Here is a 15,731-nt window from a genome sequence, read left to right as displayed (position 1 = left end):
TACAACCCACGGAGACCCTCACTAATGTCTGTTGATCACGTTCTGAAATTAATCCAAGAAAACGACGTAAAATTTGTCGACTTCCGTTTCTGTGACACGCGCGGCAAAGAACAACACGTTACTTTCCCAGCGCACACTATCGACGAAGATACCTTTGAAGAAGGTAACATGTTCGACGGTTCATCCATCGCCGGCTGGAAACACATCAACGAATCGGACATGATTCTGATGCCCGACCCCAGCACAGCGGTTATCGATCCATTTTTCGACGACAAAACTCTGATCTTGCGTTGCGATATTATCGAACCGAAAGATATGCAAGGTTACGCTCGCGACCCACGCTCTATCGCCAAACGTGCTGAAGCCTATTTGCAATCTACCGGCATCGCCGACACCGCGTTCTTCGGTCCTGAAAACGAATTCTTCATTTTCGACGACGTCCGCTGGAACACCAGCATGGGCGGATGCTCCTACCAAATCGACTCAGAAGAAGCCGGCTGGAACTCTGAAAAAGTGTACGAAAACGGTAATATCGGTCACCGTCCGGGCGTTAAAGGCGGTTATTTTCCCGTACCACCAGTCGATTCTTTCCAAGACATGCGTTCCGCAATGTGCTTGGTTCTGGAAGAAATCGGCCAAACCGTTGAAGTACATCACCACGAAGTGGCAACTGCCGGTCAGTGCGAAATCGGCGTTAAATTCAACACGCTGGTTAAAAAAGCCGACGAAGTATTGGGCTTGAAATATGTGATTGCCAACATTGCTCACGCTTACGGCAAAACCGCAACCTTCATGCCTAAACCACTGGTTGGCGACAACGGCAGCGGCATGCACGTTCACCAATCCTTGGCTAAAGGCGGCGTTAACCTGTTCACCGGCAACTTGTATGGCGGCCTGTCAGAAACCGCGCTGTACTACATCGGCGGTATCATCAAACACGCTAAAGCATTGAATGCAATCACCAATCCATCAACCAACAGCTACAAACGTCTGGTTCCTGGTTTTGAAGCGCCTGTAATGCTGGCTTACTCTGCACGTAACCGCTCTGCGTCTATCCGTATTCCTTACGTCACCAACCCTAAAGGTCGCCGTATCGAAGTACGTTTCCCGGACTCAACTGCTAACCCATACTTGGCATTCTCTGCCATGTTGATGGCCGGTCTTGACGGTATCCAAAACAAAATTCACCCAGGTGAAGCAATGGATAAAGACTTGTACGACTTGCCGCCAGAAGAAGAAAAAGCGATTCCACAAGTTGCTTTCTCTCTGGACGAAGCATTGGCCGCTCTGGATGCAGACCGTGAGTTCTTGACTCGTGGCGGCGTATTCACCGACGACGTAATCGATGGCTACATTGCACTGAAACAAGAAGATGTGACTCGTCTGCGCATGAGCACTCACCCAGTTGAACTGGATATGTACTACAGCCTATAGGTTTTAAGACTGTCTCAGGCAGTCCCAAGCCAACCCAAAACCCCGCAAGCCGCTTGGCTTAGCGGGGTTTTTTATGTCTCAAGCATTCCCAACAAAACCCGTTGAAGCCCAAGTTTTTGCCCCCTATTTTGCCCCCTATTCCGAAATAGACTAGGATCCGTCCAAAAATAGGGGGCAAAGCATGCTACCGCCCTCACAAACTGCCGTTACACCTGCTGTTTGCTGGCACTACGCAAACAAGAGCTGACCGGCGCAGCCTGGTGAGGTCCACTTCGAGAAAGGCGAGATGCTGATCCGTGCCGATCATATGAAAACCAAAAAAGATCAGCTAGTCAGCTGCGCGCAGGCGGCTGAAATACTCCAAGAGATGCGCCGATTGGCTGCCATAGCCCTTTGGGTGATACCGATGCTAACCGCGAGCGACTTCATTGCGCCAATGGCTACCTGTCGCCCGTTGACTAAGAATTACAGCTTAAAGCTGCTTAGCTGTGTGTCCGGAAAAGTGTCGACATATCAAACCGCTAGCAACAACGAGCTGGTGGTATTCGCGGGTCATCGGCTTTTATTTTGGGGCATTCCCGCCCTAATTGGTGCATAATCAGAATTCGGTTAATATAGAAAACAACCGGAAACACACCAGAAATGGTTTTTTAAAAGTTAAGAGTAATTTATGGCAGCATTAGTACAAGGCAAAGTTAAGTGGTTCAACGATGACAAAGGCTTCGGCTTCATTGAACAAGATGGTGGCAAAGATGTGTTTGTACACTTTAGCGTTATTCAAGGTAGCGGTCGCAAAACCTTGAGTGAAGGCCAAAGCGTCACCATGGAAGTAACCAGCGGAGCTAAAGGCCCACAAGCGGAAAACGTCACCCCTTTATAGTGGTCATTTGATTGCTATCGTAGCAAAGCATTGAAGCCGGGTAATACCGGCTTTTTTTGTGCCAAAATAAACCCGAACCAAAGCCCCCTATTTTATTTTTCACCCTCTCGAGGCATTGACTTTACTAGGCCCTTGTATTACAGCCTACGCGACGGGGCATATTAATTGCTTCGCTATCGAGGAGGGGATGCAGCCCCTTTACTCCAGACACTCTTTCTTCAGCACTATTTAGGTAACTATTATGGCTATCAGCGTCTTCGATATTTTTAAAATCGGTATCGGACCTTCCAGCTCACACACGGTCGGACCAATGCGGGCAGCACGGACGTTTGTCAATAATCTGGAGCAACAAGGCATCATTGATAAGGTGCACCGCTTGCGCATCGAATTATTCGGCTCACTTGGCGCGACCGGCAAAGGCCATGGCACCGACAAAGCGGTATTGCTTGGTCTGGAAGGCGAAGCACCCGACTTGATTGACCCGGCCATCATTCCACAACGACTAGCGACTATCCGCGAAACCGGGGCGGTTAGGCTATTGCATCGTTACCCGGTGCCTTTTAACGAGAAGGCCGACTTACTGTTCCAACGCAAAGTATTGCCCTATCACTCCAACGGCATGCGCTTTACCGTATTCGGCTCAAATGGCGCCGAACTGTTGCAAAGCGACTACTATTCCGTAGGGGGCGGATTTGTGGTGACCGACGCCGCAGCGGCCGCTGATCGGCTGAGCAATGACGATACGTGCTTGCCTTACCCTTTCAAAACTGGTGCAGCGATACTAAAACTGTGCGCGACACATAACAAATCAATCAGCGACTTGATGCTAAGCAATGAAAAAGCCTGGCTGGGTGAAGAGGAAATCCGCCAGAAACTGTTAAACATCTGGCAAGTGATGCAGGCTTGCGTCGACCGAGGACTACACGAAGAAGGAGTTATGCCGGGCGGGATGAAAGTCAGACGTCGAGCAGCCAATCTCTATCGGCAGCTCAGTGGCGAAATACCCCGGCAAACGCCAAGCATGCCGGTCGGAACGATGGAATGGGTAAATTTGTTCGCGCTTGCCGTCAGCGAGGAAAATGCCTCGGGCGGGCGCGTGGTGACCGCACCCACCAACGGCGCTGCCGGCATCATCCCGGCAGTATTGCATTACTACTGGCGCTTTTGCGACGGCGCGAATGAGGAAGGTGTGATTCGCTTCTTGCTGACGGCAGCTGCGATAGCTATCTTGTACAAAGAGAACGCCTCACTATCCGGTGCCGAGGTCGGCTGCCAGGGCGAAGTCGGCGTTGCGTGCTCTATGGCGGCCGGTGCACTGGCCGAAGTATTGGGCGGCACGCCCGAGCAGGTCGAGAACGCCGCCGAAATTGGGATGGAGCATAACTTGGGTTTGACCTGCGACCCAGTCGGTGGTTTGGTGCAAGTACCCTGCATCGAGCGTAACGCGATGGGATCGGTAAAGGCTATCAACGCCGCTCGCATTGCCCTGCGCGGCGACGGCAAGCATTTCGTATCCCTGGACAAGGTAATCAAAACCATGCGCGAAACCGGCGCCGATATGAAAACCAAATACAAGGAGACCTCACGCGGCGGTTTGGCGGTAAATTTGATTGAATGCTGACAACTCAGGTTTATGCAAGCCCAAGATTTGTAGAGTCGTTAAAACTCGCGCGTCTAACAAAAAGCCTGCCCAACCGACCAAACGAAACAGCAACGTTCAGCAATTTCCGAACTTTATACGATAGTAAAATTAACCATGTGTTCGGAAATCGGTCGCTATATCCCCGTCATCATAAATCGCTTGGCCTCTGCCAAGGATACCGTCCCGGCCCGAGGCCGCGAATGCCATGATCTGCATAGCCGTTTCCTGCGGGACTTCCAATTGGTTGAGGCTGTTTTGCAATAGTTCCAATACCACATCGTAGTTATCGTCAATCGGCTGTAATCTCAAAAAATGGGAATGGCCGGGACAGAGCAGGGTTAGGTGGGGTTTCTCGTCGCTGCCGACAAGATCGCCAGTAACAAACATCTCCAAAAACGCAAAGTCTCGATTATTGACCAAACTGGGCTTGGCGTTCCCTCTGGCAAAAGCCGCCGCAAAATAATCATCAGCCAATTCGGACAGTTTTTTAGGCTCGACGGGTTCGGCTCTGAGCAACGCGTTTACAAGCTGCTTTAGCGGCTTGGCTTGTTCTTGGATGGGCCTAGAGTAAAAATATCGGTTGATTCGATAGTCATCAAGCATACTGGCATAGAAAATATCCACAATTTTCGACACCAGGTTCTCGTCAATTTTAGGTAATAGTTTGTTGTTCATCGTTTAATCCCCCTGCTTTATAGTTAACCAGCTTTTTTGCTTAAATCAAATGCCGCATGAGTACGTCCCTTTTACGTCTACTAAACGCAGCGCCAGAGTATAAGTCCGATCCGGCAATATCCGCTTAAACGTTTTTTCTAAAATCAGCAGCTGGCAGGCAAAGACATAGCATTTGAAAAAAAATTTTTAGCAAACAACATTAACGTCGAATGTTAAGTCTATGAAGATGAATAACATTGAAAAATCAGGCCACAGATGTAGTTTAAAAACCACTTGAAATCCTCGTTTAACATAGGAAAATCGCGCCCGAAGCGGCATTTTTATGACGCTGTTCACACTTTATTCGATAAAAAGAGGAGGCATTATGAAAATCGCACTTGTCGCTATGGCCGGAGTCACTATCGGCGCACTGATAGCTATTTCAGCTTTTCAATTATTGAAAGTCATTTTTCAAGAAATGTACAAAATGGCGGCTGAGGCTTGGTATAGCCCTGAGCAACACTAAAACTGCCCGAGCATCGTTGCGGCCCGGTTAAATGACAGACGAAAACCGGCCAATTGCAGAACTGAACAAGCTGTAATGCCCATATAAAAAAATGCCCCGCCGGTTTCCCAACGGGGCATTTTTATTTTAATTGCCTTGCTTTATCAATCCGCCTTGTTTAACACTCGCAGCGAATAGCGTATTTGACCGAATTATCAGTCGTTACCGCCGAATACGCCCAACAATTGCAGCAAGCTGGTGAACAGGTTGTAGATGGACACGTACAATGACACGGTCGCTAAAATATAGTTAGTTTCGCCGCCGTGGATGATTTCACTGGTTTGATACAAAATCATACCGGACATCAGCAACACGAACATCGCGGAAACCGCCAACGACAACGCAGGTACCGAGAACAAGATCGCCGCCAAACCCGCGAAGAACGCTACCAGCACGCCCACCATCAGGAAGCCGGCCATAAAACTAAAATCCTTGCGGGTGGTCAGCGCGTAGCCTGACAAACCCAGGAAAATCACGCCGGTACCGCCCAGTGCGGTTAAAATCAGCTCATGGCCGTTGCTGAACGCGTGTACATACATGTTTAAAATCGGCCCCAGAGTCATCCCCATGAAACCGGTCAACGCAAACACGAACACCAAACCCAGCGCACTATTACTGAAACGGGTGGTTAAAAACAGCAGACCGAAATAGCCCACTATGGTAATAATCAAGCCAGGATGCGGCAAATCCAGGGTCATGGCTACAGCAGCCATAGCCGCGCTGAACAGCAATGTCATCGATAGCAATAAATAAGTATTCTTTAAAACCTTATTGGTCGCCAGTATGCCGGCTTCCGAACGAGCAGTTGCAGTATTTAAACGCATGATCAGTTATCCTCTCAAAGTTACAAGTAATGCTGTGACCGCGCAATGCCCCCGGAGTTTCAAGGCATTGTCGATACCGTCTGCTAGTATACCTAAAGAAATTGTACATACGAGGTTAAATAGGACATGAGCCCCACCCCTTACGAGTTAATCGGCGGCGAGACTGCCTTGCGCAGCTTGGTCGATAGATTCTACTTTTATATGGATATTCTGCCGGAAGCCCAGGGTATCCGCGCCATGCACGCCCCCAGCCTGGCAAGCGCCAAAGACAAATTGTTCAAGTTCTTCTCGGGCTGGCTGGGTGGCCCCAACCTGTTTATCGAAGAATTCGGCCATCCGATGCTGCGGGCCCGGCATTTTCCATTCTCGATTGGCGAATCGGAGCGGGATCAATGGATGCTCTGTATGAACAAGGCTTTGGACGAAATTGAGACGGACCCGCGCCTGCGCGAGAATATCCGCACCGCCTTGCAACAACTCGCGACGCATATGATCAATCAAGAAGCCACGGGAAGCTGAAGCTCATGTCATTATCCAAACAATTGTTAATCCTGATATCGGCGTTGTTTTTGATGATTTTCAGCGTCAATTTCGCGTTGAGCGTCAACAACATCAAGGACTACCTGGAAGGCGAATCGAAGAATCATGCCCAGGATACCGCCACCTCGCTGGGTCTATCGCTCAGTCCTTACATGGTTGATAACCACGATCCGGTGATTAAAACCATGATGAGCGCAATTTTTGATATGGGTTATTACAAAGAAATCAGGCTGGTCGATGCGGATAACAAAGAACTGGTGGCTCTAAGCAGCGACAAGCGCATAGAAGGCGTGCCGGACTGGTTTACCGACCTGCTGCCGATGACATCGGCCACCGCCGAAAGCGAAATCAGCTCGGGCTGGAACATGAGCGGGGTGATCTACGTCACGGTCAACTCCGGCTACGCCTATCTAAAGCTGTATGAACAAGCCAAATCCGGGTTTTACTATTCCCTTGCGGCATTTTTGTTCTCCATCTCCCTGCTGGCACTGCTTTTACGCGTCACATTAGCCTCGCTAAGAAAAATCGATCTATTGGCTCAGCAGATCAGCGACGGCCATTTCGAAAGCATCGAAGAATTGCCCTGGACCCGCGAAGTACGCAATGTCGCGGCATCCATGAACACCATGTCGCACAAAATAAAAACCACGATTGCCGCACTGCACGGCAAACTGGACCAAATGGGCGCCAGCTTGTTGCGCGACGATTTGACCGGGCTGTATAAAAAAGCCGTGTTCGAAACCGACATGAAAAATTTGGCCTTGGAAGACGCGGATGCCTATGTGGTATTGATAAAAATCGACAGCTTGGTCGATCTGGTTAAAGAGCGCGACAGCGACGTGATCGATCAATTCTTACAAGCGTTTGCCGCCATACTGGAAAAAATCGCCGATCTTGCTGGAGCACAAGCCGGCAAAGCTTATCGATTCTACGGCGCCGAATTTGCACTCGTGCTGAAGATTGGGAATTCGGAACAACTGGAAGGGTTGGTGAAAACCCTGAGCAACGAAGTAACCGAATTGGGCGAACGTTACCAAAAAACCGATTTGGCCCACATCGGCGTGGTTGCTTTCAATCCGCTGCTGACCACCGAAATTCTGTTGGAAGCCGCGCACGAAGCTTATGAACAAGCGCATCTGATCGGCACCAACAGTTATTTCATCCGCACCGGCGATAATTTAGCCCGCGATATTGCCACCTGGCGGGATTTGGTCTTCGACTGCGTCGACCATAACGGTTACTCGGTTTGGTATATCGGGCAGATCGCCGCATTCAGCAGCGGCGAACTGTTGATGGAAGAAGCTTTCATTCAGGTGCACGATAAACAGGGCGGCCTGGTGGCAATCGGTCCATTCATCTCGATTGCTGAAAAATTCGCCAAAATCGTCGATCTGGATAAAGGCGTCATTCGCATCGCGTTGGAGCATATTCGACATAATCATATCGAACATGCCATCGCCGTCAACGTATCGACCCGCACCATCAAAAACAGCGATTTCCGGCTCTGGTTGGAAAAACTAATCAAACAAAATCCGGCGGAAGCCAAAAAGCTGGTATTCAGCTTATCCGCTTATGCTGTCGTCAAGGATATAGACGCCTATCAGGCCTTCATAGAAACCGTGCATCAATGGGGCGCGCGGGTGATGATCAAACGCTTCGAAACCCAATCCATGTCGGCGGAATTGGTCAAGCGCCTGAAACCGGACTTTATCCGTCTGGCCCGCGACATCGGCAACGGTATCGACAGTTCCTCGCAAAAGCACGCGTTCGTGCAAACCATGCAAGAAATTTCCACATTGCTGGATATTTCGATCTTGGCCGAAAACGTACAGTCGGATAAGGATTATCGCCGCTTAAAGGCGATAGGAATCGTCGGTGCCAGCCGTTAATAAGGGCGCACTTAATGCAGCCGGAATCGCCCTTATTGTCTTTAGCCTGTGTTGCGGCATGGTGCTGGCGGCCGGCTTATTAATCGATCAGAGCCTGCTGGATAAAGTAGAAAAAAAATACGGCTCAACAGCCAAGCAACGTTTCTTAGACTGGCAAAGCTTGATCGAGAACGGCAAAGGCTGGCCGGAAGCGACGAAACTGGAACGGGTCAACGACTTTTTCAACGGTAACGTCGAGTTTATTGACGATATTATCCTGTGGCAAAAAACCGATTACTGGGCAGCACCCACGGAGTTTCTGGCCAAAGGTGCCGGCGATTGCGAAGATTACTCCATAGCCAAATATTTCACCTTGGTGGAAATGGGCGTCGATGAAAGTAAACTGCGGATTACCTACGTCAAGGCTTTGGAACTGAATCAGGCACATATGGTACTGACCTACTTCGACTCGCCGCGCGCGGTACCCTTGGTGCTGGATAATCTGAAGCCGAACATAGTCCCTGCTACGCAGCGCAGCGACTTACAGCCTGTGTACAGCTTTAACGGTACCGGCTTATGGCTTGCCAAAAGTAAAGGTTCCGGGCAACATGTCGGCGGTTCGGACCGCTTAAGCATGTGGACCGAGCTTAAATTAAGAATGCTGGAATCGCCTTTTTGAACAAGCAAACCGTCCCCTTACCTTACAACCTACGCCGCAGCAGCCGCGCCAAAAACACCCGCATCGTAGTCACCGCCGACAAAATAGAAGTGGTGGCACCGCTCAAAGTGTCCGAACGGCGCATTCAGGATTTTGTGCATGCCCAAAAAGACTGGATAGAAGCCGCGCTAAAACGCATTGCCGGCAGAGTGCAAACCGCTGCCCCCAAGCTAGCGCCGAGCGAGTACACGGATGGCGCGCATATCCCCTACCAAGGCCGCCGCTTACCGCTAAAAACCACCACCGGTAAAGCCAAAACTGTCCGCATCGAGTTGCTGAACGACGAAATGTTTTGGGTGAAATTACCGGCTGGAATTGCCGATGAGCAACACTCCGCCCTGATTCAACAAGCTTTGACACGCTGGATGAAAAACCAAGCCAAGCAGCAGGTACAGCAATGGGTCGATCTACACGCGCCGCGCTTTGCCCTGTTTCCGCGCAGCATCCGCATCAAAACCCAAAAAAGCCGCTGGGGCAGTTGCGGTCCGAAAAACGACATTAATATGAATTGGCTGCTGCTGCTGGCTCCAGCCGCAGTTTTGGAATACGTGGTAGTCCATGAACTTTGCCACATCAAACACAAAAATCATTCTCCGGCTTTTTGGCAATTGGTTGGCGAACATCTACCCGACTTTAAGCAACGCCGGCTCTGGCTTAAACAACACGGCGCTAGCGTGATGCAAGGCTTGTAATGCTGAAAAAGCTGGGGTTTTATATTTTTGCGGCGTTATTTATCTTTGCCGGGCAATTTCTGGTCAATCAGGATTTAGTCAGCGGTACGCCGCCGCCCATCGTGCAAACCACGCTAACCGGCGAAAACCCTATGCCACGCATAAGTAAAGGGCCGGCTGTGTTGTACTTCTGGGCGGAATGGTGCGGGATATGCCGAAGCATGCAGGGCAGCATCAGCAACATAATGCGGGATTATCCGGGCTTGACGGTAGCGGTGCGCTCCGGCGACGACAGCGCATTACAGAACTATCTAAACAACAAACAACTTAACTGGCCGGTTGTGAACGACAACAGCGGCAGTATCGGTCAACGTTACGGGATTAAAGGTGTACCAGCTGTGTTCTTCATTAACGCCGCCGGCGATATTGTCTTTACGACGGTAGGGTATACGTCAGAATGGGGTATGCGTTTTAGACTTTGGCTGGCAGGATTGAGCTGACTTTATCGAAGCAACAATCCCTATCAATGATCGGCGTGTTCAGCCAAATCACCCAAGGCCGCCAACTCCCGCTCCAGCAGCTCGCTATCGCCCAGGTTGAGTTCCACCAATCGGCGTAAGTTGGAAATGCTGTCTATATCGATATGCACACACTTAAAACCCACCCTGTTGGCATCGGCATGGGTTGCCGCCACTTCCATACTAATACTGATTTCTTCGGATAAATCGAATTTCAAGGAATATAAAGCATCGGCCTGACCGGCTAAAGGCTGCTCTAAATCCAACAGACAACCGCGCAAGGACAGATCGATAATTTTGCAAGGATAGGTTTGACCCGAACCGGTTAAAACAGCCCCTGTATGGTAAAAAATCCTGTGAAAACGGCGTTTATCATCGTTTTTTTCAAATGTCATACGCTTAATCCAAGAAAAATTGCATTGAGGTACTGTCAACGACAATTACATCGTTACTTTGCAACTGCACGGTGCGGTCGCCCAAGGGCTCGTCGTTAATCGCCAGGCCCTCATGCCCTTGCAGGGCGGAAAGGAAATAACCGTCCTTGCGCCTAGCTATCACAATAACCCCTGCACCTTCGTGGCCCAGGCGCGTCATGGCTTTCTTCAAGCGCAGAATTCGACCGATATGCATGCCGTTTAATACTTGCAAATTGGCTTCGGGCGATTTTACGGCTTCTTCCAGCTTCTCATTTAACGCCCGCACATCCGCATCGCCAAAGTCGGCAGGCGTGGATACCAGGACTTTTTCCGAAAATTCATCGGTAGTGTTGTAGACGATATAGTGTTTGCCGATGTTGATGATGTCGTTGTTTTGCAGGCTCCATTCTTTGGTGTGCTGATCGTTTACCAAAAGCGGAAATTTTTCGTTCAATTGCTTGAGAACGCAAGTGCCGTCTTTAATCACGGCAACGGCGTGCGCGGGCGCGACGGCAAGACTATCAACCACTAGGTCATTGGTTTCATCACGACCAATATGCACTACACCAGAATCAAAAACACCTGTATGGATTGCATTGTCTTTAAAATAAACGGTAAATTTCGCCATCTCTGTTGTTCAAGTAATCCCTGCGCCCGGCTAGTAGTATAGCCATTAAAGCCGAGCTTGCAGATTAATCAATAATTATTTTGATATTACATTATTTTATAAATCCAAACCTATGATAGCCAAAGACTATTTGCATGCGCCTAACCTCTGCGCGGTGCCCGAATAAATAAAATATACAGTCGCCAAGCGGCGCGCCATGTGGCAACATCCTCCGCTAGACTTTCCCATTAATATATAAGTCATCGATCATGAATCCGACTCAGCCCCATCCGCAAAGCGAACCCGTTATTTCGCAAGACATCTATATTGCCGGCGTCGACGAGGGTAGCGGTAAATCCTTGATCATGCTGGCGATCATCGAAATGTTATCCGGCTACGCGGACAATATCGGTTTTTTTCGGCCGATTATTCAAGGCGATACCGACAAAGACGATTTGATTCAATTCATTAGCCACCGCTATCAACTCCCCACCCCATACGAAGCCATGTATGGCTGTACCAGCGCGGAAGCCCGGCAATTTTTGGCCGCCGAACAATACGACGAACTGTTGAAAACCATACTGGCCAAATACCGGGCCTTGAAGGCGCGTTGCGATCATGTGCTCTGCGTCGGCAGCGACTATCGACACGGCAACGCCATTTTCGAATTCGATTTCAACGCCGATGTCGCCAACAATCTGGGCTGCCTGATGATGCCGGTTATGCAGGGCGAAGATCTTAGCGACGAACAAATTTTAAACGGCTTGGCCAGCCTGAAACATTCCGTACACGAACACGACTGCGAATTGCTGGCCACGGTCATCATCGGTGTCGCGCAAAATCAAATTGCCAGCCTGCGCCACAGCTTAAATCATTCCAGCGAATTCCCGGTGTACGTGGTGCCCGCCGAATCGTCCCTGGAAAAACCCACCATCGGCAACATCGCCAAAGTCATCGGCGCCAAAGTATTTTCCGGTGAAAACGCGACGATGAGCCGCGAGGTGTATCACTACAAAGTCGCGGCAATGTTGGTGCCGGACTTTCTGGATTATGTGGAAACCGGCGATTTGGTGATTACCCCTGGCGACCGCTCGGATATCATCATGGCCAGCCTGATGGCCTACAACTCCAGCAACTATCCGCAGATTGCCGGCCTGTTATTAACCGGCCATCAACAACCGGCCCCGCAAGTGCAAAAATTGATTGACGGCCTGGGCGATACGCCGTTCGCAGTGCTCGGCGTCGATTCCGACACCTTCACCACCGCTTTACAAGTCAGTCAGGTCACCGCCCGCTTGCATTCTCAAGATGATCGCAAAATTGCCACTGCACTGGGATTAATCGAAAGTAACATCAACATGGTGGAACTGCGGCTGCGACTGTGCAGCAAGGTTTCGCACAAAATCACGCCGCTGATGTTCGAATACGATCTGTTGCAGCGCGCCAAAGCCAGAAAGCAACATATCGTGCTACCGGAGGGCAATGAAGAGCGGATTCTGCGCGCAGCGGAGATTTTGCTGCTGCGCGATGTGGTGAAAATCACCCTACTGGGTAACGAAGCCGAGATCCGCCAGAAAATTCAGGCCATGGCCTTGAAGATGGACAATGTCAACATCATCGACCCGATTAAATCGGATCTGCGGCCGTTGTTCGCGGAAACCTATTACCAAGCCCGTAAACATCGCTGCATCGTTTACGATACCGCCTTCGACCTAATGGCCGATCCCAGTTATTTCGGGACATTGATGATACATCTCGATTACGCTGACGGCATGGTCTCCGGTGCGGTGCATTCGACGCAACATACCATTCGTCCAGCCTTCGAAATCATCAAAACCAGGCCCGGCGCGTCAATTGTTTCCAGCGTGTTTTTTATGTGCCTGGAAGATCGCGTATTGGTTTACGGCGATTGCGCAGTGATCCCCAATCCCAACGCCGCGCAATTGGCCGACATCGCCATTAACGCCGCCGAAACCGCACGCATGTTCAACATCGAACCGCGCGTTGCTATGCTGTCCTACTCCACCGGCGAATCCGGCAAGGGCGAGGCGGTGGATAAAGTCAGAGACGCCGTCAAAATCGCCCAAAGTCTGTGTCCGGACCTGCTGCTGGAAGGCCCGATGCAATACGATGCCGCCGTGGACGCCAGCGTCGCTAAAACCAAACTACCCGACAGCGAAGTCGCCGGCCAGGCCACCGTATTAATTTTTCCGGACCTCAATACCGGCAACAACACTTATAAAGCGGTGCAACGCTCATCCGGTGCAATCGCCGTCGGCCCCATCCTGCAAGGTTTGAACAAACCGGTCAACGATTTAAGCCGTGGCTGCACAGTGACAGACATCGTCAATACGGTTGTCATCACCGCGATTCAAGCCCAGGAAGCCAACAAAACATGATGCAAAAAACCCTATTAAGCAGTTTGCTGTTCTGCATGCTGAGCTTTAATTCACTGGCGCAGACCCGCATCGCCGTGCTGGATTTTGAATTGAAAGACCTAACTCTGGCGCCCGGCGTCCCCGCTGAATTGCAACGAACCGCGTCAATCAAACCGCTGCTGGAGCAAGAGTTAAAGCGCGCCGGCTATGTAATCGTAGCCATACCGAACCAGGTACAGCAAGCCGCCAACAGTGGCGTCGGCTATTTATTCGACCATGCCGATGCCGCCGCGCAACTGGGCAAGCAATTTCAAGCCGATTACATTTTGGTTGGACGGCTACACAAACCCAGCTTTTTATTCGCTTATCTGATGGGGCGCTTGGTCAAGGTAGCCGATGGCAAGTTGATCGGCGACTACATTTCCGAATCCAAGGGCCCCAACGCCAGTCTGACCATCAAAGCCGTGGAAAGCCTGACCACTAAAATCGACCATGATCTGGATCGCCAATATATCCCGCCGCCACCGGCGAAACTTGCCCATTAATCGCCTAACCCTTTCGAGATATTCATGAAAATTCTGGTGCTTAACGCCGGCAGCTCATCGGTTAAATACAGCTTATTCGAGATGTCTGATCGCTCAGTATTGATCGCAGGTATCATCGAACGCATCAGCGAAGACTCCGCTAGCCATAGTTATGCGCTGGCGAATAATGACCGGACACGCGACGAAATCAATTGCCGCAACCATCAACAAGCCTTGCAGTTGCTGTTCGAAACGCTGGCAGCGTGCGGCGTGTTGAAGGACCGTCGGGAGTTGGCCTGCATCGGCCATCGAGTCGTGCATGGTGGCGAACATTTTCGTGAACCGGCCTTGATTGATACACAAGTGATGCAACGCATTGCCGAGGTTATTCCATTGGCTCCGCTGCATAACCCCGCCAATTTGTTGGGTATCGAGGAAGCCATCCACCAAATGGGCGAGACGCCGCAAGTCGCGGTATTCGATACAGCGTTTCATCAAACCCTGCCGGATTATGCCTATCGCTATCCCCTGCCCGAACACCTTTATACCCAACATGGCGTAAGACGTTACGGCTTCCACGGCACTTCGCACCGTTATGTTGCCGAGCAAGCTGCGCAGTATCTCGGCAAACCGGTGTCGGCGACCAATCTAATCACGCTGCATCTCGGTAATGGCGCCAGCGTCACAGCGATCCAAAACGGCCGGAGCATCGACACATCGATGGGTATGACACCGCTGGAAGGTTTGATGATGGGCAGTCGCTGCGGCGACATCGATCCGGCAATCCATTTTTATCTGAGCCGCACGCTGAATTTGTCCAACGACGCCATTGAAACCTTGTTAAATAAAGAAAGCGGCTGCAAGGGTATTTGCGGCGAAAACGATATGCGGGCGATACACCGGATGGCCGAAGCCGGCGACGAACAGGCAAAGCTGGCTTTAGCGATGTACGCCTATCGCATTAAAAAATACGTCGGCGCTTATTTTGCGGTGCTGGGCCGAGTCGATGCCTTGGTATTTACCGGCGGCATCGGCGAGAACGATGCCTGGCTGCGCGAACAAGTCTGCCTTGATATGACCCTCTTTGGGATTGCGATAGACCAGGAAAAAAACCGAAAACCGGTGAGACCATGCGACAGCATCAATCCAGCCAACTCCGGAGTGGCGATATTGGTGATTGCCACGAACGAGGAATTGGAAATTGCAATCCAGGCCCAGCAATGTCTGGAACAGCCGCAGGCCCTAAATTAGCAGGGCTTAGGCGCAAATTACTCCGCGTTATCAACACCGCCGGGAATAAGTATTTCATTCCGAGGCGCAAAGAAACATTTCCGTAACATTTCAACCATATGATCTCGAAAGCGGTCCATATCGCCCTTCGGGATTATTGCTGTCAAGTTTGCTGCTTTCACAACGAATCAAACTCAAATCACCCAATAAGCCACAAGAAGACGATGTAAAAACTAATGCGATAATATTGCATCCACGTCTG

At 50.5% G+C, this 15,731-nt stretch carries 17 protein-coding genes; 13 read left to right on the top strand and 4 right to left on the bottom strand.

What is annotated here, in order from left to right:
- The first annotated feature begins 24 nt into the window (after positions 1 to 24).
- The 4 genes from glnA (at position 25) to G006_RS0122515 (ending at position 3,935) form a co-directional block, all read left to right on the top strand.
- Positions 25 to 1,434 (top strand): glutamate--ammonia ligase, encoded by a 1,410-nt coding sequence (glnA, locus tag G006_RS0122530; protein ID WP_020485489.1) that lies wholly within the window; start codon positions 25 to 27, stop codon positions 1,432 to 1,434.
- Between the two features lie 286 nt (positions 1,435 to 1,720).
- Positions 1,721 to 2,032: a hypothetical protein gene (locus G006_RS0122525; RefSeq protein WP_020485488.1), complete on the top strand. Its 312-nt coding sequence runs from the start codon at positions 1,721 to 1,723 to the stop codon at positions 2,030 to 2,032.
- A 72-nt stretch (positions 2,033 to 2,104) separates the two neighbouring features.
- The gene (locus G006_RS0122520) at positions 2,105 to 2,314 is read left to right on the top strand and encodes a cold-shock protein (protein WP_020485487.1); all 210 of its coding nucleotides are present in this window, start codon (positions 2,105 to 2,107) and stop codon (positions 2,312 to 2,314) included.
- A 241-nt stretch (positions 2,315 to 2,555) separates the two neighbouring features.
- Complete coding sequence (locus G006_RS0122515) at positions 2,556 to 3,935, top strand: L-serine ammonia-lyase (RefSeq protein WP_020485486.1); 1,380 nt, start codon at positions 2,556 to 2,558, stop codon at positions 3,933 to 3,935.
- Between the two features lie 129 nt (positions 3,936 to 4,064).
- On the opposite strand, the gene G006_RS0122510 is transcribed toward G006_RS0122515, so the two are convergent.
- A complete protein-coding gene (locus tag G006_RS0122510) occupies positions 4,065 to 4,631 on the bottom strand; it encodes a hypothetical protein (protein ID WP_020485485.1) in 567 nt (188 codons plus the stop codon).
- A gap of 364 nt (positions 4,632 to 4,995) precedes the next feature.
- Between G006_RS0122510 and G006_RS28705 the strand changes: the two genes are divergently transcribed.
- A complete protein-coding gene (locus tag G006_RS28705; protein WP_155931185.1) occupies positions 4,996 to 5,136 on the top strand; it encodes a hypothetical protein in 141 nt (46 codons plus the stop codon).
- A gap of 194 nt (positions 5,137 to 5,330) precedes the next feature.
- Here G006_RS28705 and G006_RS0122495 read toward each other — a convergent pair whose 3' ends face one another.
- Positions 5,331 to 5,999, bottom strand: coding sequence for a Bax inhibitor-1/YccA family protein (locus G006_RS0122495; RefSeq protein ID WP_020485482.1), 669 nt, complete (start codon positions 5,997 to 5,999; stop codon positions 5,331 to 5,333).
- Between the two features lie 126 nt (positions 6,000 to 6,125).
- On the opposite strand from G006_RS0122495, the gene G006_RS0122490 reads away from it, so the two are divergent.
- From G006_RS0122490 to G006_RS0122470, 5 genes are read left to right on the top strand one after another with little or no spacing between them, the layout of a single operon-like run.
- On the top strand, positions 6,126 to 6,518 hold the full coding sequence (locus G006_RS0122490; RefSeq protein ID WP_020485481.1) for a group II truncated hemoglobin: 393 nt from the start codon (positions 6,126 to 6,128) through the stop codon (positions 6,516 to 6,518).
- A 5-nt stretch (positions 6,519 to 6,523) separates the two neighbouring features.
- Positions 6,524 to 8,428, top strand: a complete 1,905-nt coding sequence (locus G006_RS0122485) for a bifunctional diguanylate cyclase/phosphodiesterase (RefSeq protein WP_020485480.1) — start codon at positions 6,524 to 6,526, stop codon at positions 8,426 to 8,428.
- Positions 8,415 to 9,086 (top strand): transglutaminase-like cysteine peptidase, encoded by a 672-nt coding sequence (locus G006_RS0122480; protein ID WP_026147237.1) that lies wholly within the window; start codon positions 8,415 to 8,417, stop codon positions 9,084 to 9,086. Before G006_RS0122485 ends, G006_RS0122480 begins: the two co-directional genes overlap by 14 nt.
- A complete protein-coding gene (locus G006_RS0122475) occupies positions 9,083 to 9,817 on the top strand; it encodes a M48 family metallopeptidase (RefSeq protein ID WP_020485478.1) in 735 nt (244 codons plus the stop codon). The genes G006_RS0122480 and G006_RS0122475 overlap by 4 nt, the downstream gene beginning before the upstream one ends.
- Positions 9,817 to 10,296: a protein disulfide oxidoreductase gene (locus G006_RS0122470; RefSeq protein ID WP_020485477.1), complete on the top strand. Its 480-nt coding sequence runs from the start codon at positions 9,817 to 9,819 to the stop codon at positions 10,294 to 10,296. Before G006_RS0122475 ends, G006_RS0122470 begins: the two co-directional genes overlap by 1 nt.
- A gap of 23 nt (positions 10,297 to 10,319) precedes the next feature.
- Here the strand turns inward: G006_RS0122470 and G006_RS0122465 are convergent, their stop codons facing one another.
- Positions 10,320 to 10,709 (bottom strand): PilZ domain-containing protein, encoded by a 390-nt coding sequence (locus tag G006_RS0122465; protein WP_020485476.1) that lies wholly within the window; start codon positions 10,707 to 10,709, stop codon positions 10,320 to 10,322.
- Between the two features lie 4 nt (positions 10,710 to 10,713).
- Entirely contained in the window at positions 10,714 to 11,358 is a 645-nt protein-coding gene (locus G006_RS0122460) for an FHA domain-containing protein (protein WP_020485475.1), read from the bottom strand.
- A gap of 248 nt (positions 11,359 to 11,606) precedes the next feature.
- Between G006_RS0122460 and pta the strand changes: the two genes are divergently transcribed.
- From pta to G006_RS0122445, 3 genes are read left to right on the top strand one after another with little or no spacing between them, the layout of a single operon-like run.
- Positions 11,607 to 13,736 carry a phosphate acetyltransferase gene (gene pta / locus G006_RS0122455; protein WP_020485474.1) on the top strand — a complete coding sequence of 710 codons (2,130 nt, stop codon included), beginning with the start codon at positions 11,607 to 11,609 and terminating at the stop codon, positions 13,734 to 13,736.
- A complete protein-coding gene (locus G006_RS0122450; protein WP_020485473.1) occupies positions 13,733 to 14,260 on the top strand; it encodes a DUF2380 domain-containing protein in 528 nt (175 codons plus the stop codon). The genes pta and G006_RS0122450 overlap by 4 nt, the downstream gene beginning before the upstream one ends.
- 24 nt (positions 14,261 to 14,284) lie before the next feature.
- Positions 14,285 to 15,490 (top strand): acetate/propionate family kinase, encoded by a 1,206-nt coding sequence (locus G006_RS0122445; protein ID WP_020485472.1) that lies wholly within the window; start codon positions 14,285 to 14,287, stop codon positions 15,488 to 15,490.
- The last annotated feature ends 241 nt before the right edge of the window (positions 15,491 to 15,731 follow it).

The organism is Methylomonas sp. MK1 (genome assembly GCF_000365425.1).
In the GTDB taxonomy this organism is placed as follows: Bacteria; Pseudomonadota; Gammaproteobacteria; order Methylococcales; family Methylomonadaceae; genus Methylomonas.
The sequence above is the reverse complement of the archived record's forward strand: the minus strand, read 5'-3'. Positions and strand labels throughout refer to the sequence as shown.

Bases quoted from the DNA above. Each gene is read 5' to 3' on its own strand.
- G006_RS0122525 (WP_020485488.1), top strand. From the start codon at position 1,721: ATGCTGATCCGTGCCGATCATATGAAAACCAAAAAAGATCAGCTAGTC.
- G006_RS0122445 (WP_020485472.1), top strand. From the start codon at position 14,285: ATGAAAATTCTGGTGCTTAACGCCGGCAGCTCATCGGTTAAATACAGC.
- G006_RS0122460 (WP_020485475.1), bottom strand. From the start codon at position 11,358: ATGGCGAAATTTACCGTTTATTTTAAAGACAATGCAATCCATACAGGT.
- G006_RS0122450 (WP_020485473.1), top strand. From the start codon at position 13,733: ATGATGCAAAAAACCCTATTAAGCAGTTTGCTGTTCTGCATGCTGAGC.
- G006_RS0122485 (WP_020485480.1), top strand. From the start codon at position 6,524: ATGTCATTATCCAAACAATTGTTAATCCTGATATCGGCGTTGTTTTTG.
- G006_RS0122515 (WP_020485486.1), top strand. From the start codon at position 2,556: ATGGCTATCAGCGTCTTCGATATTTTTAAAATCGGTATCGGACCTTCC.
- G006_RS0122510 (WP_020485485.1), bottom strand. From the start codon at position 4,631: ATGAACAACAAACTATTACCTAAAATTGACGAGAACCTGGTGTCGAAA.
- G006_RS0122520 (WP_020485487.1), top strand. From the start codon at position 2,105: ATGGCAGCATTAGTACAAGGCAAAGTTAAGTGGTTCAACGATGACAAA.
- G006_RS0122490 (WP_020485481.1), top strand. From the start codon at position 6,126: ATGAGCCCCACCCCTTACGAGTTAATCGGCGGCGAGACTGCCTTGCGC.
- G006_RS0122495 (WP_020485482.1), bottom strand. From the start codon at position 5,999: ATGCGTTTAAATACTGCAACTGCTCGTTCGGAAGCCGGCATACTGGCG.
- G006_RS28705 (WP_155931185.1), top strand. From the start codon at position 4,996: ATGAAAATCGCACTTGTCGCTATGGCCGGAGTCACTATCGGCGCACTG.
- pta (WP_020485474.1), top strand. From the start codon at position 11,607: ATGAATCCGACTCAGCCCCATCCGCAAAGCGAACCCGTTATTTCGCAA.
- G006_RS0122465 (WP_020485476.1), bottom strand. From the start codon at position 10,709: ATGACATTTGAAAAAAACGATGATAAACGCCGTTTTCACAGGATTTTT.
- G006_RS0122470 (WP_020485477.1), top strand. From the start codon at position 9,817: ATGCTGAAAAAGCTGGGGTTTTATATTTTTGCGGCGTTATTTATCTTT.
- glnA (WP_020485489.1), top strand. From the start codon at position 25: ATGTCTGTTGATCACGTTCTGAAATTAATCCAAGAAAACGACGTAAAA.